Here is a 19,825-nt window from a genome sequence, read left to right on the forward strand (position 1 = left end):
GCCATGCCGAACCCGAGACACGCGGCCACGAGGCCCAGCACCGCGGCGGGGAGCAGGGCCGCCCGGCCTACGGCGCCGACAGCCGCCCCGATCGCGACGTGCGGCCCGGCAGCCAACGCGACGAACCCCAGCCCAAGCCGGCGGGGCGCGAGGAGAAGCGCCTCCCCCGCTTCGGCAAGACCGGGGACGGGAAGACGGACAAGGCGCCCGAGAGCCGCCCCGCGAGCCCGGCGCCGCGCCGCGCGGCGCCGAAGGCGGCGCCCGCGGGCCCCACCAAGGGATCCCGCGTCCTGACCGCCGTGGCCGCGGCGGCAATCGCCGTCTCCGTCGGCGCGACCGCCTTCTCCGGCATGCGCCTCGCCGAGTCATCGGCGATCATCGCCAAGAACGAGACCGATTCCGTCAACGTCGTCGTGACCACCCGCGACGTCGCCGCCGGCGAGACCATCAGCGAATCCGACCTCGAGACCCAGTCCGTCCCCAAGGCCTACTGCCCGACCGACGCGGCCACGAAGGTCTCGGACGTCGCCGGGCACACCTCCATCACGACCCAGACCGCGGGCACGTCCATCTCGCTCTCCTCCATCCAGGCGTCGGCCTCGCCGGCGCACATCACGTCGGCAATCGAGGACGGCCACGTCGCCATCGCGCTGTCGCTCGACTCCTCCCACGGCCTCTCGCCGCTGTTGGCCGTCGGCGACCGCGTCAACGTGCTTGCCGCGGTGTCGGACGGCACGACCTCGAGCACCGAGACCATCTGCGGCGACGTCAGGGTCATCGCGCTCGATTCCGCGCTCACGGGCACGCCCGAGGCGGGCTACTCGCTCGTGACGCTCGACGTCACCCCCGAGCAGGCCGCCGCGATCGTCGCCAACCCGAACGTGACGCTCACGGCCGTGCCGCATGCCGTCGAGGAGGCCGACGATGCTCAGTAGGGACCTGCTTCCGCTCGAGCGCGCGGTCTACCGCGCCGCGCGCGAACAGCTCTCATCCGACAACCAGGCCGAGCAGACGGGCATCGACGCCGAGCAGCGAGACCACGCCGCTGCGGCCGTCATCGGCCCCATCATCGACGACCCGGCCTTCTACGGGCTCATGCCAGAGCGCCATTCCGACCAGTCGGGGCGCATCTACGACGACGCCTACCAGGACGTGCTGCGCGCGGTCATCAACGACCTGTACTATTTCGGGCCGCTCGAGGACCTGCTCTACGACGAATCCCTCTCCGAGATCATGGTCAACGCCCCCGACGCCGTCTGGATCGAGCGCGACGGACGCCTCTGGCTCACCGACGTGTGCTTCGAGGACGACGACCACGTGAAGTTCATCATCGACCGCATCGCCGCCGGCATGAACCGCCGCTGCGACGAGGCCTCGCCGCTGTGCGACTGCACCATCGTGCGCCCCGGCACCCCGTTCAACGGCTCCCGCGTCAACGCGTCGCTCAAGGGCGTCGCCGTGGACCACAACATCATCACCATCCGAAAGTTCCGCAAGGACGCCCTGACGCCCGAGGCCCTGATGGCCAACGGCTCGTTCGACCGCCGCATGCTCGAGATCATGCGCGCCATCGTCGAGGGCCGCATGTCCACGATCGTCGCCGGCGGCACCGGCTCGGGCAAGACGACGCTGCTCAACGCCATCTCGCTCTACATCCCGCACGATGAGCGCATCATCACCATCGAGGACACCCCCGAGCTGCGCCTGAACCAGCCGCACGTCATCCGCATGGAGACGCGCGACGCCAACGTGGAGGGCAAGGGCCTGATCACCTACCGCGACCTCGTGACCAACGCGCTGCGCCAGCGCCCCGACCGCATCATCGTCGGCGAGTGCCGCGATGCGGCGGCCTTCGACATGCTCCAGGCCATGACCACCGGCCACGACGGCTCGCTCACCACTATCCATGCGGACAACTGCCGCGAGGTGCCCGTACGCCTTCGCACGCTCGTCCAGCAGGCCAACACCGGCATGTCCTCGCGTGAGATCCTTGAGTACATCAGCCAGGCCATCGACTTCATCATCTACACCGAGCGCTCCCACGGCGTGCGCCGCGTGACCGAGATCGCCGAGGTCCAGGGCATGCAGGGCGACGTCGTGACGATCGCGCCGATCGTGCGCTTCGAGCACGACCCCAACGACCCCGAGCACTCCGGCTGGTTCGTCCCGACCGGCGAGCGCTTCATGCGCCGCCATATCGAGAAGATGGCCAACGAGGGCGCCTACGTGAACGACGACTGGTTCAACCCGCAGGCGGTGTTCTGATATGGGCGTATCGACCATCAACCCCGTGAACCTGCTGCCCGCCGTGCCGGGCATCGTGCTCGGCATCGCCATGCTCGTGATCGCCCGCGGCGAGCGCATCGCACGCGAGCGCGCCGGCGTCGAGACCGCCGAGGAGCGGCCGGCGGGCAAAATCTCGGCGGCCATCACGGCCGTCTGCGAGCAGGCGTCCCCTCAGCTGTCGGTGCAGGAGGCGAAAATCGTGTGGGTCGCCACGGCGACCCTGCCGGCCCTCATCGCCCTCACGCTCGGCCTCGGCGCGATATCGCTCGTCCTGCTCCCTCTGGGCGCGGTCGGCTTTCCGATCTACCTCAAGGTGCGCCGCGACTCGGGCATGAAGAAGTTCGAGGAGCAGCTGGGCCAGGCCATGCCGCTGATCGCGTCGAACCTGCGCGCGGGCTCGTCGGTCGCCCAGGCGATCGGGCCCGTCGCCGAGAACATGAGCGACCCCATCAAGTCCGAGTTCAGACGCCTCACCTCGGACATCCGCGCGGGCACGCCGGTCCCCGAGGCGTTGGACAAGGTCGCCGACCGCACCGGCAGCCGCGACCTGCGCCTCTTCTCCACGGCCGTCGACATCTCGCAGCAGACGGGAGGCTCGCTGGCCGACATCACCGAGAACGTCGGCCAGACCGTCCGCGCGCGCGTCGAGGCCCGCAAGACCATCCGCTCCAAGACCTCGCTGAACCGCATCGAGTCGCAGATCATGGTCGGCCTGCCCATCTTCATGATGGTCGCGCTCCTCACGATCTCGCCGGCTCACCGCGAGTTCTACAGCCAGCCCTCCGGCTGGGCGCTCATCGCGCTGGCGGTCGTGCTGGACTCACTGGCCTACATCATGATGAGGAAGATGGGCGACATCAAGCTCGACTAGGCGCCCGATAGATTGGAAGTACCGTGAACATCGAAATGCTGCGCTGCATCGCGCTCTCCGCATGCGCCGCCACCGTCGCCGGGCTGCTCTCGTATCTAGCCCTTCGGCGCCTCGGCGGCATCGAGTCCGGCCCCATCCGCCGGCCGCACATGGCCCAGCACGGCGAGAACCGCCTGGACTCGCTCACCTACAGCGTCACCCGCTACGTGCCGATGAGCGAGAAGGTCGCCGACGCGACGCGCGACATGCTCTCGCGCTCGGGCGTCACCATGCCCGCCGCGTCGTTCTGGGCCATCCGCGTGGCGTCGCTGTCCGCCGGAATCGCCGCCGGACTGGTCGCCCTGCCGCTCATCGGCGGCGTCCAGGGAATCGCCGCGGCGGCGGCCTGCGCCGTCGCGGGGCTCGCCGCGCCGCAGGCGTGGCTGCTCGCCCGCCGCGCCGAGTGGCGCGACGAGCTCGACCGCCAGCTTCCCGACGCGCTCGACCTCATGGCCATCTGCATCTCGGCCGGATCGTCGTTCGAGGGGGCGCTGGCGGCCGTCGGCACTCGCATGGACGGCGCGATCGCCGCGGCCTTCGCCCGCGTGGCCAAGGAGGCATCCTATTCCAGCCGCTCCGAGGCCCTGCTCGGCCTCGCGGAGCGCGCGCAGGTGAACTCGATCACCTTCTTCGCGGCGTCGCTCGTGCAGGCGGAGCGCGCCGGGTCGTCGCTGGTCGACATCATCCGCATGCAGGCGCAGTCCGTGCGCACCGAGCGCCGCCTGAAGGTCGACGACATCACCAACAAGCTGTCCACCAAGATGCTCTTCCCCATGCTGCTGCTCATGCTGCCCTCGATCATCATGCTCATGCTCGCGCCGATGATCCTGCAGCTGGGCGAGTTCTTCTAGGAGTGACCGGATATGAACGATAGATATCTCGACGAGGCCTGGGCCGTCACGCTCTCCGGCAAGAGGGCCCCGATCCTCACCCATACCTGCCGCAGTTTTCTCGAGCGCTTCTGCGGCCTCATGCTCAAGCGCGAGGTCCCCGAGGCCTGCGGACTGTACTTCCCGAACTGCCGCTCCATCCACACCTGCATGATGCGCGTGCCAATCGACGTCGTGTGGGTTCGTGAGGACGAGTCCGGCCTGCTCGAGGTCGTGTCGCTCGATATCGCCCTCAAGCCCTGGCGGTTCTTCGTGGCGCCGCGCGGCGCCACCGGATGCGTCGAGTTCCGGGCCGAGTCCTTCGACCCGGACGACCGGCCGGCCAAGATCGCCCGCCCGGAACAAAGGAAATAGGCGATACCGTCCGAAACGCCGCCGGCCGCGCGTAGCGTAGCCGGCCGCGCGGCGGCATGCGCGCTGCTCGCCGTGGCGGTCGGGCTTTCCGCCCTCGCGGGCGCGGCCCCCGCCGTGGCGGCCGACGGCACCACCGACGTCACGGTGCAGGTGGCTACCAACGACGGCAACCTCGCCTGGTCGGCGCCGACCAGATTATCGATAGACGGGATGTATCACCAACCAGGAGGGGGTACTGATTGACTGAACTGATTGGAGCTAACCTAGCCGCCCCGCTAAAAGAACGGGCATGAGCCAAAAGGAGCTTGCCGAGGCGGCGGGCCTCACCCCGGCCTCGGTGAGCAGGTACGTCAACGGCGAGCGGGAGCCGTGGCCGGCCACGATCGCCGCGCTATCCCTCGCCCTCGGGGTCGAACCTTCGGACATCCTCGGAACCTCCTGTGACCGGGAACTGGACGAGGCCGTGCGCCTCGTGGCCCGCAATGCGGACTGTGACAAAGGGACTGTCCCTTTATCACATAATACGCCCCTGCCATCGCACTTTTGCTGTATGATCGAGCGCCCATCGAGGGCGGGGGTCCTCTATACTGAGTCACATATGACGGTATCGCGCCAAAGGAGAACGCCGTGACCACGTCGCAGATATCCCTGCTTGCGCTCATCTTGGTTGGGGGCATCGGCATCCTGCTTATCGGAGTGAGCGCGCTCATGAAAGCCGCCGCTCGCAGGAAAGCCAAGGCCTGCACCGCCGTGACCATGGGAACGGTCATCGACCATCGCTTTATGGGCGAAGGCAGGATGTATCCCGTTTTGGAATACGCCGTCGACGGCACGCAATACCGCGCGAAAAAACAATTCCGTGGCATAAAGACCAAAAGCTTGTCGGGACTCCCCATCCGCACGCAAGCCACCGCCTACGAAGACGCCAAGGGCTGGCTGCACGTGCAGACAGGCCCCATCGCCCGCCTAGGCACCCTCGCGGAGCAGCTTTGGCCCCTCGGTAGCCAAATGACCGTGTACTACAACCCCAGCAACCCAGACAAAAGCTATGTCGAACGCCCCATCGTGGGCAACTTTGCCACACTGATGTTTAACATCGCAGGCTTCTTGCTCATCGCGATGAGCATCTTGCTCTATGTTCTTATCCAGCGCTAGCTCAAACTGATGCGCCCCGCGCCCCATGCGCCGCAACGACCGTTACGACACCAAGGATCAGCCATGGCAACACTTTCCGAACAAGAACGTAAGCGCATCCAGCGATACTGCATCTGTCCCAAGGTTGCCGGCGCGGCGCTTGCCATGGCATTCGTGCTGCCCTTATTGATTATTCCTTTCGAAATGATCGACGACATCGTCTTCCATCACGAAGGCTTCCAAGAGACGGGCATGATGACCGCCTTGGTGCTCACCGCCATCGAGCTCGTCATATTCTGCTACTGTGCCCTCGCGCCGCGTTTTGGCATGCGCGGCAAGCAGTGGAAGGAAATGCAGAACCGGCTCGCCATCGAGCAGAGCGAGAAAGACCGCTCGGCACAAATCGCAGGCGTTGTTGGCACGCAGGCCGCCGCACGCCTACTCAAGAACAGCGACAGCGAGACCGCTCGCAACCTGGGCAGTGCGGCAGAAGTCGCCGCTGCCGTAGGCGCCGTCGCCACCGCAGCAGACGTGCTTACCGAGAGCTTCGCCAACGCAAAGGCCATGGCGGAGGCCTGCGGCGTGCCCATCCCCCGTGCAAAAAAGTGGATTATCGCGCTTGTAGCGCTGCCCCTCGCAATCGTGTGCGGTGCCTATATCCCGCAGCTGGCACAGGGAAACATCGAGATGCAGGAGAATGCCGAGGCCGCGGCCGAGCAGATCGCCATCGCCCGCAAGACGCTAGAGCCCGCATGCAAGTACGTGTCCGCCGATGACCCCTTCGAGCGATATCAAGATTACGGCTATCACGTCCGCGGCTACCTTCACGACGGCGAATCCGATACCCAGAAGACCTATACGTACCTGGATTTCGACAACAAGGGAACGCTCAAGGAAGTGAGTTACATAGCAGAGATCGACCCCCACGCGAGCCTTGAGGACAACCTCGCCCGCATCGAGCTCGACTTGGACGAGCTTTCCTCTGTCGTCCAAACCGTAGACGTCAAGACCATGAGTCCCGAGCTCCTAGCACCGCAAAAGCTCCCCGAAGAGTTTAGGCAGGCCTTTTTGAACGGTTCGCTCTACGAGAGAATCTCCATCAGGACGAGCGACGACCCCATCAAAACGTACTATTCGTTTGACACGGAGCCCGAGGACGAGTTTGACGAGTACACCCATCCAAGCATCCGTATCACGTTGACGGGCAAAACGAGCTAGGCGAATAAGGGACTGCGGACGATTTCCCGGACCGTCACGCGGCCCTTCCCAGCGCGGCGCGGAACTCGGACGGCGTGCGGCCGCCGAGCTTATCGCGGCGCTCGCGAAACGATAGAGTGATTAGGGGACGGCTGGTGCCGACATGCCTCTATGTGGAATTGGCGGGCGCGTCTATATCTTGCCGGATGTGGGTAAAATGGCTGTAGAAGACGACATCCCGTGTAAGCAACAAGGAGCGCGGGCGGCCTAGTTTTCTGGTTTAGTTAAACGCCCGGGCTCCACCCCGGGCGTCTCTATGTCAATTCCGGCCTAATCAAATATGGGCATCTACCTGCTGCGTGGTGACGATTGACGGTAATCTGTGGTGACGATTGACGATGATTCGTGAGCACGGCGTCCGGGCACATGTCGCCCATGGGGCCTCTTGCGGATAAGTGGGCGAACGCCCCGCCGGTTTCGGCAGGCCGCCGCTTGCAATCGGAGATGTTTTTTGAGGGAAGGGAGAGGGGCCGTTTACGCCCGGCCCCGGGGCGCTGTACCTGCGTTGCCCGCGTTCCCAAGGTGTGACAGTATAAGGAACGGGTTCCGCTTGCCATCGATTCTACCCCGTGGTGCGGCGTTCCATCCGGCGGCCCCATTTCTCCATATCCGGTCGAGGACGTAAGGTTTTTGCGGGCCAAGCGCATCTTTTAGGCGATTGCGGGGTATACCTCCTGCCGTATCTGAAAGATCTCTGGAAGGCGTGAGCATCTATGAAGCCGATTATCGATCCTACCGGTGGATGCGGTGTCCATATACTCTGCATGGGGGCGGTATAGTTGTTCGGATGGGAGTGCGATCCCGCGAGGGACGGGCGGCTGACGATCGCCGAATACCGCGAGCAATTCTTGGGCAAGGTGGACCATCAGGCGACCATCTCGGGACACATGGGCTCGAAACGCGGCACCGCGGCAAATCTCGCGAAGGTGCGCTGCACGCTCGCGCAGGTGTTCGACAGCTTCGCGATCTTCACCGTGGACGACGGCAGGCACAGGCAGCCGGGATGCCGCCGGACCCTGTGCGTCGATTTCGCCTCGGTCCATTCCGGCGACACCGTAGTCGAATGGCTCTAGGCGGCACGCGGCCACGGGGCCGCAGGACTGAAAGGAAACGACCATGACCGAGAAGAAGACCGCCTTCGGGAACAACTTCACCCCCGAGCAGCGGGCCGCCGCGCTGAAGCGCGCCGCCGAGCTGCGCGGCGCGCGCTCCGAGTACCTTGGCCGCGTCAAGCTGGGCGAGGTGGGCATCGCGGCCGCCCTGGCCGAGGGCAAGGAAAACCCCGTCGTCGGGCGCATCAAGGCAAAGCGGCTCCTCATGGCCCTGCCAGGCGTCGGGGCGGCGAAGGCTCAGAGCGCCATGACCGCAATCGGCATCGCGGAGTCCCGCCGCGTCGCGGGCATCGGGCAGCGACAGGCCGAAAAGCTCGTCGAGCTGTTCGGGTAGACGCTCCCGGCACGCAGCCCCAGGGGAAACGAATAGCCATATGCGAGGTCATGGAGCCGTCGCCCATCGGGCGGCGGCTCTTCCGCTCTTCCAGTTCGCGTTCCAGGGCGCCGAGGGCGCGCGAGGGGCGCTTCCCGTTCGGGAAACATGGACGGGCGCGGGGACGGCTCGGGTGCGGCGCGGATAGCATCGAGGGCGGATATACCCGCGGTGCCGGAGGGCGCCCGATGAAAGGACCGTCTGCCATGTTGTGGAACTACGACGTCAGCGACAAAGAAGAAGCGGAGCGCATGGCTTCGCTCTACGGCGAGGACGGCACGCGCGTCGTTGAGCCCGGAACGGAAACCGAAACCGGCCGCAACCTCGTCCGACGTTGCGGCAACGAACTCGGCATCGCCACCTGGGGGGCGTACGACTTCGACCCCAACACCTGGACGTGCGAAACCTTCTCTAACCGCGAAGCGGCCGAACTCTGGCTTTCCGGGTCCCTTTACTTGGACGAGTGTGTAGAGCTGGACCGTCAGCTCACCCAGTCCGTCAAACGCATGGCCGCATTTGCTGCCAACATGTCCGGCGGGCGATGGACCGCCGGGATCCAGGAATATAGGGACGGGCGCAAGTCGCTGTCCTTCCAGCTCTCCGACGAAACGGGCTTCTTCCTGATCACCTCCCCCATTTGCAAGGCATCCGAGCTTGCCCTGGGGGTGGTCCGCGACCGCGTGCGCGAGGAGCTGGCCGACCTCGATCCGTATCGCGAGGCGCTGGAGGCGTGCCGCCGCGCCGAGGACAGCTCTATCGCGCTCGACAAGCTCGCGTTCTACGAAAAGCTCAAGGACCTGGACATGCCGGTGCTCCTCGGTGCGCTCGCCGTCGCCACCGAGCAGAACCAGCGTGCGCTCGGACGCCTGCTCGCAGATAGGAAATTCGAGGACATGTCCGTGCTGCCGGATGCCATCAACCCCATGGAAGCCGCCTTCGCCGAGGCCAAGGGGAAGCTCCTGGAGTGGAAGGAGGGCGGCCACGGCGACGGCATGTATTATCACGACACCGCCTCCTCCTACCTCGACGACTATCACGAACTGGCCGATGAGATCGGCCGTCCCCTCCTGAGAGACATTGATGAGTTGATCGAATACGGCTATCTCGACGAGTCTGGCGTCTACGAGAACCCCGTCGCCGTGATCGGCACCATGCTCGCCGAGGCCGCACTTGAGCATGCACGCGCAGACGCCGAGTACTTCGACGAGGACTTCCTCATGCGTGCCACGGAGGGCATCGATATGTGGACCGTCGCCCAGGAAATCGCCAAGACGGTCCCGGAGGCCAAGCCTGCCGAAGAGGAGCCCACGCAGACGCGCGGGCCCAAGCTCTAGATCCCCGGAGAGACCATGATCAGAAAACACGCAACCATGACGGACGGCGAGGACATCTGCCTCGCCTTCCAATCAGAGCACGGCGGCTTCGATTGCAGCGAGGCCTCCATCGACCGTGTCTCGGGCGCGCTCATCTGCAACGACGGCACGTTGGAGGGCCTGGGCGAGGGCGTCGCCGATGCGGCGATCTACCCCACCGCCGAGATCTTCGCCGGCGCCCGCCTGCTCGCGCTCGACCGCGTCGCCGAGGGCTACGCCGACGGCCGTGACGCACACGCGATCGATGCCGCGGCGAAGTCCGTGGCGGAATCGGTGCGCCGCAACTGCATCGAGGTCGGCGGCGCCGGCGCCTCTATGATCGATTTCGCGAGGCACCCGTTCGCCGCGTCGCAGTGGATTGACGAGAACTTCAAGACCTCGATCAGCGAGGTGGACGCACGCCGCCTCATGCAGGACCTCACGCTCGTCGACATCTCCAGGCTCGACCGCTCCCGCCCCCTCATCGAGGGCATGGGCGCTCAGGCGCACGAGGGCATCCTGGCGTTTCTGGACGGCATGGAGGAGCTTCGCACATCATCGGTCGATGTCGAGCTGTTCGACCGGTTGATGACCGACGACTTCAACGTCGTCCGCACGCTCGGCCGCGACAGGTCCCGCGAGTTCGGCACCGTCACGATCCACGGGCGCGACATCGAGATCTCCTGCACGCTCGCCGACGGGTTCTGCGCGACCGCGCGACCGCAGGCGGGCACCGTCCTCACCTTCAGCTCGAGGCGCCGCGGCTGGCACGGCTTCCAGTCCTCCCCCCTCTCGTTCGGGGGCTCCACGGTCTCCATCCGCCACGACATGCCGAACGCGAGGCTCACCAGCGACTTCGACCTAGCGATGCTCTCAACCGAGGCGGAAATCGCCATGCGCGAGCTCGGCGTCCCCGTCCCGGCGGCGCTCAGGCACGTCAAGGAGGAGTGCGAGAGGGTTTCGGCGCGATGCGACGAGATCGAGGCGAAGATTGGCATGGCCGTCGATACCTTGGCGCCGTCGCCTGCAAAGGGCATGAGCCCCGCAACCATGGCGGCAGCCGCCAAGGCGGCGGCTCGGGCCGGTGAATCGGCAAGCGCAGACATCAAGGTACACAGGTAGAAAGAGATGTGTGGAATGGCTTACTACGATTGCGACTTCAAAGAAGTAGACATCCTGGAAGTAAAGTCCGTCTCGGATATGATTTCCGCCTTCAAGACCTCGGCGGCCGACGCCGCGAAGCTGATGGGCGGAGACGACATCGCGGTATTCTCTCCCCGATTGGGCCTCATGGCCGTGACCTCGCAATACGATCTCGAGGAGCCGATCACGACAAGCCAGACGGTCGTTTTCAGCGTGGATGATGCCCAGTGCAAGTGGCCCGATCCGCCCGAATATATATCGGACATCGTTTTCGAGCTCCGTGGACCGTCCGACGCACGTCTCGCCACGGAGTTCCAGACCTTCTCCGACGAGAACGCCACGCCCTCGGCATCCCTCGAGTATTACCGTAAGCGTTTCGCCGAAAGCGGAGCCTGCACGGTCTTCTCCGGATGCGATGCGAAGTACCTGCTCGACTTGAAGGGCAAGCGGGACGCCTCCCGGGCGGATATCCAGGACGGGACCCCCGTTGCCGGGAAACGCCCGGCAGACGGCAAGGCGAGCCCGGCCGACCTGGCACATCGCGCCGCGGGCGCCGCACGGCGCAGCCATATCCAGATGGAAGATGCCGCCACCCATCTCGTACGCCACTGATTTTCGGAGGTTTCCCACGTTCATGTATGCGGTGAAGAAGCCGGCCGCCGCGGCCGCCGCGGCGCTGGGCGAGGACGGCACCGCCGTCTTCTGCGAGGGGCCCGGGCTGCTCTTCGCCTCGGCCCGGGGCGAGACGCCCGATGCTGGTATCACGACCGCCATCTTCAATGATGTTGAGAAGGGCGACATCCACGACGGCGGCAGGTGGTTCCCCGGCGCCGGGAGCATCGCCGAGGTCGTCTTCGATATGCCCGCGCCGCTGGGCGCAAAACTCGCCGGCAGGCTCGAGGACTCCGCGTTCCTAATCGATTTTTTCAGGGACAAGATCGCCTCGCTCGGCGAGGAGTGCGACGTCATCACGAGGACCAACATCCATGTCGGGCTCCCCGCGCAGCTGGAGATGCCCGCGCCCCATGCGGAAACCAAGCCCTCCGACGAGATGAGATGCCCGGTCCTGGAGATCGAGCCCGGCGAGATCCGCGCGCCGTATATCGTCGCCAAGGAGGCGGCAGCCGCGGCGAAGCGCGGGACCCGTGCCGATGAGGACGGAGAGCGCCCCGCCAGGACGAAAGGCGGATCCCTCTAGAGTCCACACTTTCGGTTCGAGTGCTGCGTCCTGCACGACGGGGAACAGAACTCGCGCCTCTTCCCCCTGGTCTTGACCAAGATGCCGTTCCCGCAATTTTTGCACGTCGCGGCGATGCAGCCGTATCGGTAGAAGACGGCGCCGAACATCGCCGCCGCCGTCGAGTAGAAACGGTATCTGGGCGCCGGCTCGTCGTCGAAGATCGAGGGCCCGCCCACGGACCAACCAATCGGATCGCCGTCAGCCGTCGTCAGCCCGGCCAGCATCTCGGCGACAGACTCCACGAAGGCGGCCGACGCGTCCCTCTGGGAGCCGGTATCGCCGATGCCCAGATACAGCTGGGTCCTCTCGACCACCGGCTTCCAGCCGATATCGAAGAACGGCACGGCAGCGCCGGCCCCATCTAGCGCGGCCATCAGCACCGCGTTGCCGAGCAAACCGGAGAATTCTCCGTTTCTCCTCGGTCCGCGGTCGAAGACGTGCGTCTCAAGCGGGTTGGCGACCATATAGGCGAAGACGTCCCCAAACCGCCTCGTCGAGTAGTTGAGGGTCATGTCGATTGACGGATCGTGCTTGAAGGGCAGGGCCCAGTAGGAGCCCTTTATCTTCCCGGCGATCTGACGGTGGCGCATTTCGTCGAAATGCCTGAAACCGCTTCTCTCGAGAACGTCGTCATGCCCGGCGGCGATGTTCGCCATAAGCCTCAGCACCAGCGACCCTAGGTTTCGGCACAGCACGATATCCTCCAGGGGCTCGACCACGACGGTGCACCCGGGATCGGCCTCCCGCCACCTCCTCAGCTCGGCGAGACCGTCAGATTCGATAAGGCCGTGCCTCTTGACGTCGCGCGGGATAGAGGCCTGGGACGGATAGAGCGACGAGGCGCTGCCCGTCGCAGACATCCCCTCAAGGCACAATTGAAGGAAAAGAGACTTCTCGTTACAACGCTCGAAGCCGTGCTCCCCGTTAACGGACTCCTCCACGACCTCGACGGCCTCGGAGATGGAAAGCCGTCTATTCTCCTCCCTATAGATACTGCGGTCGATAAGCGGGCCCGATTCCGATATGGCCTTGACGAGCTCGCCGAGCGTGCCCCAGCGAAGCAGGCGCTCGGCCAGCTCGGAGCCCATAGGCGCCGCGGCGGGCACCGGATCGCCGGATCCGACCACCTCGATCAGCGAATGGAATCCTGTGCTCTGGTTCCTTGCGATGAATACGCTCCTGCACATTTGCCGATCAACCCCGATCAAGATACTAGCTGTCGATATTCGCAATCTACCCACGGCATCCAGTTAATTTCAGGTCCGTGGTTGATTCTCTCAAATGCCAACCGTCAATATCCGGATGCCCAGGACGACATATGAGAAGACGGCGCCGGACGGGATCCTCCCGTCCCGGCGCTTCCCGTTCGGGAAGGTGCGTTGGCGTGCGCGGCCCATGGGGATACGGTATCCGGGATAACGCACAACCGACCATGAAGGCGAGGCACCGATGGCGCGCCGCTCCCGCAAGACGCTACAGGCAGAAGGACAGCTCTCCCTTTTCGCCATGACGGACGACTTCCTGTTCGCCGTGACAGAAAACACGGAGAATGCCGTTGACAAAGCCGCCGAGTCGCGGTCTTATGTAAACCAAATCGCGGGCGAGGCGCCCGCCGACGCATCTCGGAAGGGAGACGAAGATGGCCGTCCTGAAGCAACCGTACACCGGGGTCCGCGGCATGAGGTACCAGTTCATGCTGGACAACCTGCCGGAGAAGGTAGCCGAGCTGAAGGCATCCGGGGAGACGGAATCCTATCTCGAGCAGATCGAGATGGCGTACCGCAACCGGATCAGCGAGCTCACGCCGGGCTGCATGAAGTCGTGCGGGGCGACGACGGAACTCCGCTCGAGCGACCTGCCGAGCTTCATCAAGAAGGCGAACTCCGCCGAGGCGATGGCGACCGAGATCGCTATCAAGGAGATCATCGAGGCCATGTAGAGGCCGTCGGGGCCGAGACCCCGACGGCCATCGACGGGCCCGCCGCCGCGGCATCTGCCGCGGACGTCGCGGAGCCCATCGACGCCGCCGCGGGCGTGGACTCGCAGTGCGCGGGCAACCCCATCGCCCGAGCCAGGAAGAACCTGGCGGCACTCGAGGCGCTTGCCGCCGCCGAGGAGCGAGGCCGCGCCACGGCCGAGGAGATCGCCGCCATGGAGGCCTATTCCGGCTGGGGCGGCGCCCAGAAGGCCTTCTCCGAGAAGGCCGAGGGCGAGTGGGGCGAGATCCGCGACAGGCTCAAGGAACTGCTCAGCGAGGACGAGTTCGCATCCCAGCGCCATACCGTCCTCACCGCCTTCTACACGCCGGCGCCCGTCATCGGCGCCATCTACGACGCGCTGCGCGAGGCCGGCATCGGCCAGGGCGACACGCCCGCGGCGATCCTCGAGCCGGGCTGCGGCACCGGCAACTTCATGCGCCTCGCGCCCGCCGACCTCGCCCTGGACTTCCACGGCGTGGAGCTCGATTCGATCTCGGCGCGCATCGCTCAGGCGCTCTGCCCCGAGGCGCACATCACCGCCGCAGGCCTCGAGGAGTGCCGGGTCTCCCCCGCGTCCTTCGACGCCGCGATCGGCAACGTGCCCTACAGCGGCGACATCAAGATCGACGGCATGCCGATCCACGACTATTTCATCAAGAAGAGCGTCGAGGCGGTCCGCCCCGGCGGCATCGTCGCGGTGCTCACCAGCCGCTACACGCTCGACAAGAACTCGACCGCGACCCGCCGCGCGCTGGCCGAGCAGGCCGAGCTCTTGGGCGCGGTGCGCCTGCCCGCCGAGACGTTCAGGCGCCAGGCGGGAACCGAGGCGCTGAGCGACATCCTGCTGCTGCGCCGCCGCCCCGAGCCCATCGCGCTTTCCGAGGACGAGCTTCCCGAGTGGGTCGAGACCTCGCCCTTCGAGGACACCGTCAACATCAACCGATACTTCAACGAGCATCCCGGCCGCGCCGTCGGCGCCATGTCGATCGTCAGCGGGCCCATGGGCCCGACGCTCGGCGTCAGCTTCAAGGGCGGCGCCGACGCCCTCGGCGTGCGCGTCTCCGACCTGCTGCGCGACAGCGTCGACCAGGGCGGCGCGGTCGAGATGGCCGCGGCGCAGGAGCACGCCGGAATCTCGGTCACGCCGACCGAGCCCACGAAGTTCGAGTTCTCCGTCGCCGCGGACGGCACGATCTGGTACGGCACGGAAGACGCCGTGGAGCCCTTCGCCCCCGGCGGCGGCAAGACCGGCCCGGAGCGCGCCCGCGCGATGCTCGCGCTCCGCGACGGCGCCCGCGCGCTCCTCGCGCTCGAGCGCGACCCCGCCGCGGACGACGACGAGGTCGAGGAGGCCATCGCCGAGCTGTCCGCCGAATACGACTCGTTCTTCGAGCGCTTCGGCCGCATCAACTCCAAGAAGAACCTCGCCGTGTTCCCCTCCAAGGGGTTCACGGACCACTCGCTGGCCCTCAACCTGCTCAGCCTCGAGAAGGTGAACTCCGACGGCGAGGTGACCGGCAAGGCCGACATCCTCAGGAAGCGCCTCGTCACCCCCGAGGCGCCCACGCCCGAGCACGTCGGCAACCCGTCGGACGCGCTCGCCGTCACGATCGACGCGCGCGGCGAGGTCGATATCGACTTCCTCGCCGACCTCATGGAGACCGACGTCCAGACCGCCCTCGAGCGCCTGGGCGACCTCGTCGTCACCGACCCCGACGACGCGTCGCACGTCATGACCGCCGACGAGTACCTTTCCGGCGACGTGGGCGGCAAGCTCGAGCACGTCCGCGAGCTGCTGGAGGCCGAGCGCGGGCGCGCCGAGCGCCAGACGCAGCAGGCTTGGAACGAACACCTCGGTTTCGCCGTCGACGCCGAAAACCTGACCGGCGGCGCCCGCGACGCGCTCGCCCAGCTGCGCAAGACGCACCTGTGGGAGAGCAGCCTGAACCCCACCACCTCGCGCTTCGCGGTGGACGGCCACGCGCATATCGAAGGCCTCGACCACGGCGCCCGCCGCATCGACTGGACCAGCTGGCCGGCGCTCGTCCCCCTCGCGCTCGAGGCCTACGACGGCCCTCGCCCGATCGGGCTGGCGGACTGCGACGAGCGACGCTGGAGCGTCTCCACCGGCAACCCGCTGCTCGACCAGCTCGCCCGCGGGCTGGGCAACTTCCGTTCCGGGGGCGCCGGCGGCGCGCTCGAGACCACGCCCGCCTACGCGATCAAATACCTCGTCTGCGACAGCGGCCTTTCCGATGAGGAGCTTGGCGCCTTCCTCGCCGCCGGCGGCGCTGAGCCCTACAACGGCTCGGACTACCTCGAGGCCTTCCAATCCATCGCCGGCGTCGAGATTGAGCGCCCCGAACGCCCGATGTACGGCGGCCCCTCGGCCAGGGAGTCGGCAATCGAGAATGGCATGCGCGTCGCGCGCGCCCTCAGGGCGGCACCGGACGCCGTCGAGTACCTGTTCCGCATCCAGCGGAAGCAGTGCTCGGATGAGTGCGTGATGAAAATCGACCTGCTCGAGCCCGCGCACCGCACCTACTACCAGAACAACTGGCACGCCGCCACCCCGGCGTCGCTGTCCGAGCTCGCCACCGAGGAGGGCCTGGAGCGCTTCCGCGACCACAGGCGCCGCTTCATGGAGGCCGCCAAGCTCGCCGTCGAGCCCGCCGACGCGGACCGCGTCGCGTCGCTCGAACGCCTCGAATCGCGACTCGTGGCCGTCCAACCGGTCAAGCTCGTGCCCGGCCAGATCGCCTGCCAGCTCGGCAGCTCCTGGGTCCCCGCGTCGGTGATCCGCGACTTCGCGCTCGAGACCTTCAAGATCGGCTACGGCGACGCGGCCAGGGAGCGCGGCAGCCACCAGACCGCAGCCCAGGCGCGCGGCCTCGAGGTCCGCTACTCCGAGGTGTCCGGCAGGTGGAGCGTCACGTCCGCGAGCGGCGGCATGGCCGCGTCCGTGGCGAAGAAGTGGGGCGTCGGGTCCTACAACTGCTTCATGATCCTCACCGCCGCGCTCAACGGCGGACTCATCCAGATCGAGAAGGACAACCCCGACTACAACCCGGCCTCGGGCAAGTCCAAGAAGAAGATCCCCGACCCGGTGGCCACGGCCGCGGCCAACGCCAAGCGCCGCGAGCTCGAGGAGGCCTTCCGCGAGTGGGCCTGGAAGGACGAGGGCCGCGCGGCCATGCTCGCCGACATCTACAACCGAAAGCTCAACCGCGTCGCCGCGCGCACGTACAGCGGCGACTACCTCTCGCTTCCGGGGATGTCGCCCGACATCCAGCTCAGGAAGCACCAGCGCGACGCCGTGGCGCGCATCATCCAGGACGGCGAGGGCACGCTTATCGCGCACACGGTCGGCGCCGGCAAGACATTCACCGGCATTACCGCCATGCACGAGCTCAAGCGCCTCGGCCGCGCCCGCAAGCCGATGATCGTGGTTCCGAACAACCTCACCGAGCAGTGGGCCGCCGACTACCTCAAGCTCTACCCCGACGCAAAGCTCCTCGTCCTCACCGACGCGGCGGCGAAAAGCCCCGACTCGGTGCGCCGGTTCTGGGGGCAGGCCGCCGCGGGCGACTGGGACGCGGTGATCGTCGGCTTCAGCCGCTTCGAAAAGCTCCAGATGTCCTACGGGGCGCAGAAGGCGGCGCTCACGGCGCGCATCGACGAGCTCGAGGAGTCCAGGCTGCTGGAGCTTTCGGACGGCGCCGACGAGAAGGACTTCTCGGTCAAGCAGATCGAGGGCGTGCGCGACAAGTTCAAGAGCAAGCTCAAATCGCTCGAGGACCGAAACGCCTCCAAGAAGCTCGAGGGCGCGACGTTCGAGGAGATCGGCTGCGACGCGATCTTCGTCGACGAGGCCCACTACTTCAAGAACCTCGCGGTGTCCGGCGGCTCGGTGCCCGGCATGCAGACCAGCGACGCGGCCAAGTGCGAGGACCTTCTGATGAAGTGCGAGTATCTGCGCGGCAACGGGCGCGGCAGCAACATCGTGTTCGCTACGGGAACGCCCGTCACGAACACGATGGCCGAGCTCTACAACATGCAGCGCTACCTCTCGCCGAACCTGCTGGACAGCCAGGGGGTCTCGAACTTCAGCGCGTGGGCCAAGACCTTCGGCGAGGTCACCGAGACCCTGGAACCCAAGCCCGAGGGCGGCGGCCTGGACATCAAGCGACGCTTCGCGAGGTTCCAGAACCTCCCCGAGCTCATGAGCTCGTTCCACTGCTACAGCGACATCATGACCGCCGACGACCTCGACCTCGACCTCCCCGAGCTCGAGAGCCACGCGGTCGCCGTCCCGGCCACGCCCGAACAGCTCGCCGAGGTCGAGGCGCTGGTGGAGCGCGGCGAGAAGGTCCACACCGGCTGCGACCCGAGCGTGGACAACATGCTCAAGATCACCGGCGACGGCAGGAAGGTCGCGCTCGACCCGAAGCTGCTCTACCTCGAGGACGACCCCGACATGGAGCCGCTTTCGGGCGGCAAGGTCGACGAGTGCGTGCGCAACATCCTTGACATCCGCGACCGCACCGAGGCCGAGCGCGGCGCCCAGCTCGTGTTCGTCGACTCCTCCACGCCCGCCTCCGGGCGCTGGAACATCCAGGACGACGTGCGCCGCCGCCTCATCGAGGCCGGCGTCCCCGAGTCCGAGATCGCCTGCGTGACCGACGCCAAGGGCAAGTCGAAGCAGAAGGAGGCGCTGTACGAGAAGGTGCGCAGCGGCGACATCCGCATCCTGCTGGGCTCGACCACGACGCTGGGCACCGGGACGAACGTGCAGACGCGCCTGGCCGCGATCCACGACCTCGATTGCCCGTGGCGGCCGTCCGACCTCGAACAGCGCCTCGGCCGCATCGTCCGCCAGGGCAACACTTTCGACCGCGTTCACGACTTCCGCTACGTCTCGACCGGCACGTTCGACAGCTACCTGTACTCCATCGTCGAGCGCAAGCAGCGCTTCATCAGCCAGGTCTTCACCAACAAGTCGCCCGTGCGAACGATGGACGACCTGGACGAGACCGTGCTGTCGCTCGCCCAGATGAAGCAGATCGCCGAGGGCGACCCCACCGTGGCAGAGCGCATGGACGTCGAGAACAAGATCGGCCAGCTCAAGCTCATGTTGGCCTCGCACCTGGACGGCCTGGCCGACGTCCAGCACAAGATCGAGACGCAGTACCGGCCGCTTGTCGAGGCACTGACCGCCCAGCGCGACATGCTCGCCGACGACGAGATCCCGTTCGCGGAAGCCGACCTCGTGCGCCAGCAGACGCTCGGCTCCAAGGACAGCTTCCTCACCGTCGGCGGCACGCACATCGCCGACAAGGAGGAGGCCATCCGCGCGCTGCGCCGCGCCGCCTACGACGTCCGCCCCGGCTGCGAGGAGACCATCGGAACCTACCGCGGCCTCTCGGTCGTGTGCCGCCGCCAGCGCGTCCTCGACGACGACTGGCTGCCCTATATCGGCCTGGCGGTCGATGCCGCCAGGCACGTCCACATGTCGGACAGGGTCTTCCCTTCCGGAGAGAAAGGAGCATTCACCGTGCTTACCCAGATGGACCGCATCATCGCCCGGGACGCGAAGGGCCCCGCGGAGATCGAGCTGAAGCTGCGCGACGCCCAGCTCGCGCTCGCCGACGCGCAGAAGGCCGCCAGGGAGCCGTTCCCCAAGCAGGCCGAGCTCGACGAGGCCGAACAGCGCCTCGCCGTCCTCGAGCAGGAGCGCATCGAGGCCGAGGCGCAGCGCCAGCGCGAGCAGGCCCAGCGCGCCGAGGCCGAGGCCG

At 66.5% G+C, this 19,825-nt stretch carries 17 protein-coding genes; 16 read left to right on the forward strand and 1 reads right to left on the reverse strand.

Going from position 1 to position 19,825, the window contains the following annotated elements:
* Positions 1-299: 299 nt before the first annotated feature.
* The 14 genes from cpaB (at position 300) to DXC18_RS06550 (ending at position 12,009) form a co-directional block, all read left to right on the forward strand.
* A complete protein-coding gene (gene cpaB, locus DXC18_RS10700) occupies positions 300-935 on the forward strand; it encodes a Flp pilus assembly protein CpaB (protein ID WP_255413459.1) in 636 nt (211 codons plus the stop codon).
* Positions 925-2,265: a CpaF family protein gene (locus DXC18_RS06490; RefSeq protein ID WP_158552002.1), complete on the forward strand. Its 1,341-nt coding sequence runs from the start codon at positions 925-927 to the stop codon at positions 2,263-2,265. The genes cpaB and DXC18_RS06490 overlap by 11 nt, the downstream gene beginning before the upstream one ends.
* Before the next feature lies 1 nt (position 2,266).
* Positions 2,267-3,157, forward strand: a complete 891-nt coding sequence (locus DXC18_RS06495; protein WP_117716697.1) for a type II secretion system F family protein — start codon at positions 2,267-2,269, stop codon at positions 3,155-3,157.
* A gap of 23 nt (positions 3,158-3,180) precedes the next feature.
* Positions 3,181-4,047 carry a type II secretion system F family protein gene (locus tag DXC18_RS06500; protein WP_117716698.1) on the forward strand — a complete coding sequence of 289 codons (867 nt, stop codon included), beginning with the start codon at positions 3,181-3,183 and terminating at the stop codon, positions 4,045-4,047.
* 12 nt (positions 4,048-4,059) lie between these two features.
* Positions 4,060-4,440: a DUF192 domain-containing protein gene (locus DXC18_RS06505; protein WP_117716699.1), complete on the forward strand. Its 381-nt coding sequence runs from the start codon at positions 4,060-4,062 to the stop codon at positions 4,438-4,440.
* A gap of 289 nt (positions 4,441-4,729) precedes the next feature.
* Positions 4,730-5,071, forward strand: a complete 342-nt coding sequence (locus tag DXC18_RS10830; RefSeq protein ID WP_117716700.1) for a helix-turn-helix transcriptional regulator — start codon at positions 4,730-4,732, stop codon at positions 5,069-5,071.
* On the forward strand, positions 5,068-5,595 hold the full coding sequence (locus DXC18_RS06515; protein ID WP_117716701.1) for a DUF3592 domain-containing protein: 528 nt from the start codon (positions 5,068-5,070) through the stop codon (positions 5,593-5,595). The genes DXC18_RS10830 and DXC18_RS06515 overlap by 4 nt, the downstream gene beginning before the upstream one ends.
* A 63-nt stretch (positions 5,596-5,658) precedes the next feature.
* The gene (locus DXC18_RS06520; RefSeq protein WP_117716702.1) at positions 5,659-6,792 is read left to right on the forward strand and encodes a hypothetical protein; all 1,134 of its coding nucleotides are present in this window, start codon (positions 5,659-5,661) and stop codon (positions 6,790-6,792) included.
* A gap of 818 nt (positions 6,793-7,610) precedes the next feature.
* On the forward strand, positions 7,611-7,904 hold the full coding sequence (locus DXC18_RS06525) for a hypothetical protein (protein ID WP_117716703.1): 294 nt from the start codon (positions 7,611-7,613) through the stop codon (positions 7,902-7,904).
* A 43-nt stretch (positions 7,905-7,947) separates the two neighbouring features.
* On the forward strand, positions 7,948-8,277 hold the full coding sequence (mihF, locus tag DXC18_RS06530; protein ID WP_117716704.1) for an integration host factor, actinobacterial type: 330 nt from the start codon (positions 7,948-7,950) through the stop codon (positions 8,275-8,277).
* Positions 8,278-8,522: 245 nt separating this feature from the next.
* Positions 8,523-9,650, forward strand: coding sequence for a hypothetical protein (locus DXC18_RS06535; protein WP_117716705.1), 1,128 nt, complete (start codon positions 8,523-8,525; stop codon positions 9,648-9,650).
* A 15-nt stretch (positions 9,651-9,665) separates the two neighbouring features.
* Entirely contained in the window at positions 9,666-10,790 is a 1,125-nt protein-coding gene (locus DXC18_RS06540) for a hypothetical protein (RefSeq protein ID WP_117716706.1), read from the forward strand.
* 15 nt (positions 10,791-10,805) lie between these two features.
* A complete protein-coding gene (locus DXC18_RS06545) occupies positions 10,806-11,423 on the forward strand; it encodes a hypothetical protein (RefSeq protein ID WP_199412229.1) in 618 nt (205 codons plus the stop codon).
* A 22-nt stretch (positions 11,424-11,445) separates the two neighbouring features.
* On the forward strand, positions 11,446-12,009 hold the full coding sequence (locus DXC18_RS06550; RefSeq protein WP_117716707.1) for a hypothetical protein: 564 nt from the start codon (positions 11,446-11,448) through the stop codon (positions 12,007-12,009).
* On the opposite strand, the gene DXC18_RS06555 is transcribed toward DXC18_RS06550, so the two are convergent.
* Positions 12,006-13,259: a hypothetical protein gene (locus DXC18_RS06555; protein ID WP_199412230.1), complete on the reverse strand. Its 1,254-nt coding sequence runs from the start codon at positions 13,257-13,259 to the stop codon at positions 12,006-12,008. The genes DXC18_RS06550 and DXC18_RS06555 overlap by 4 nt on opposite strands.
* Positions 13,260-13,690: 431 nt before the next feature.
* On the opposite strand from DXC18_RS06555, the gene DXC18_RS06560 reads away from it, so the two are divergent.
* Together DXC18_RS06560 and DXC18_RS06565 are read left to right on the forward strand one after the other, a co-directional pair.
* Entirely contained in the window at positions 13,691-13,990 is a 300-nt protein-coding gene (locus tag DXC18_RS06560; RefSeq protein WP_114513399.1) for a TnpV protein, read from the forward strand.
* Between the two features lie 95 nt (positions 13,991-14,085).
* A partial coding sequence (locus DXC18_RS06565; RefSeq protein ID WP_117716709.1) for an SNF2-related protein occupies positions 14,086-19,825 on the forward strand: 5,740 nt, incomplete at its 3' end.

It is taken from the genome of Collinsella sp. OM08-14AT, assembly GCF_003438115.1.
Classification (GTDB): Bacteria; Actinomycetota; Coriobacteriia; order Coriobacteriales; family Coriobacteriaceae; genus Collinsella.

Excerpts from the sequence above, each read along its gene's own strand:
- DXC18_RS06490 (WP_158552002.1), top strand. The coding sequence starts at position 925 with ATGCTCAGTAGGGACCTGCTTCCGCTCGAGCGCGCGGTCTACCGCGCC.
- DXC18_RS06495 (WP_117716697.1), top strand. The coding sequence starts at position 2,267 with ATGGGCGTATCGACCATCAACCCCGTGAACCTGCTGCCCGCCGTGCCG.
- DXC18_RS06505 (WP_117716699.1), top strand. The coding sequence starts at position 4,060 with ATGAACGATAGATATCTCGACGAGGCCTGGGCCGTCACGCTCTCCGGC.
- DXC18_RS10830 (WP_117716700.1), top strand. The coding sequence starts at position 4,730 with ATGAGCCAAAAGGAGCTTGCCGAGGCGGCGGGCCTCACCCCGGCCTCG.
- DXC18_RS06520 (WP_117716702.1), top strand. The coding sequence starts at position 5,659 with ATGGCAACACTTTCCGAACAAGAACGTAAGCGCATCCAGCGATACTGC.
- mihF (WP_117716704.1), top strand. The coding sequence starts at position 7,948 with ATGACCGAGAAGAAGACCGCCTTCGGGAACAACTTCACCCCCGAGCAG.
- DXC18_RS06535 (WP_117716705.1), top strand. The coding sequence starts at position 8,523 with ATGTTGTGGAACTACGACGTCAGCGACAAAGAAGAAGCGGAGCGCATG.
- DXC18_RS06540 (WP_117716706.1), top strand. The coding sequence starts at position 9,666 with ATGATCAGAAAACACGCAACCATGACGGACGGCGAGGACATCTGCCTC.
- DXC18_RS06545 (WP_199412229.1), top strand. The coding sequence starts at position 10,806 with ATGGCTTACTACGATTGCGACTTCAAAGAAGTAGACATCCTGGAAGTA.
- DXC18_RS06550 (WP_117716707.1), top strand. The coding sequence starts at position 11,446 with ATGTATGCGGTGAAGAAGCCGGCCGCCGCGGCCGCCGCGGCGCTGGGC.
- DXC18_RS06560 (WP_114513399.1), top strand. The coding sequence starts at position 13,691 with ATGGCCGTCCTGAAGCAACCGTACACCGGGGTCCGCGGCATGAGGTAC.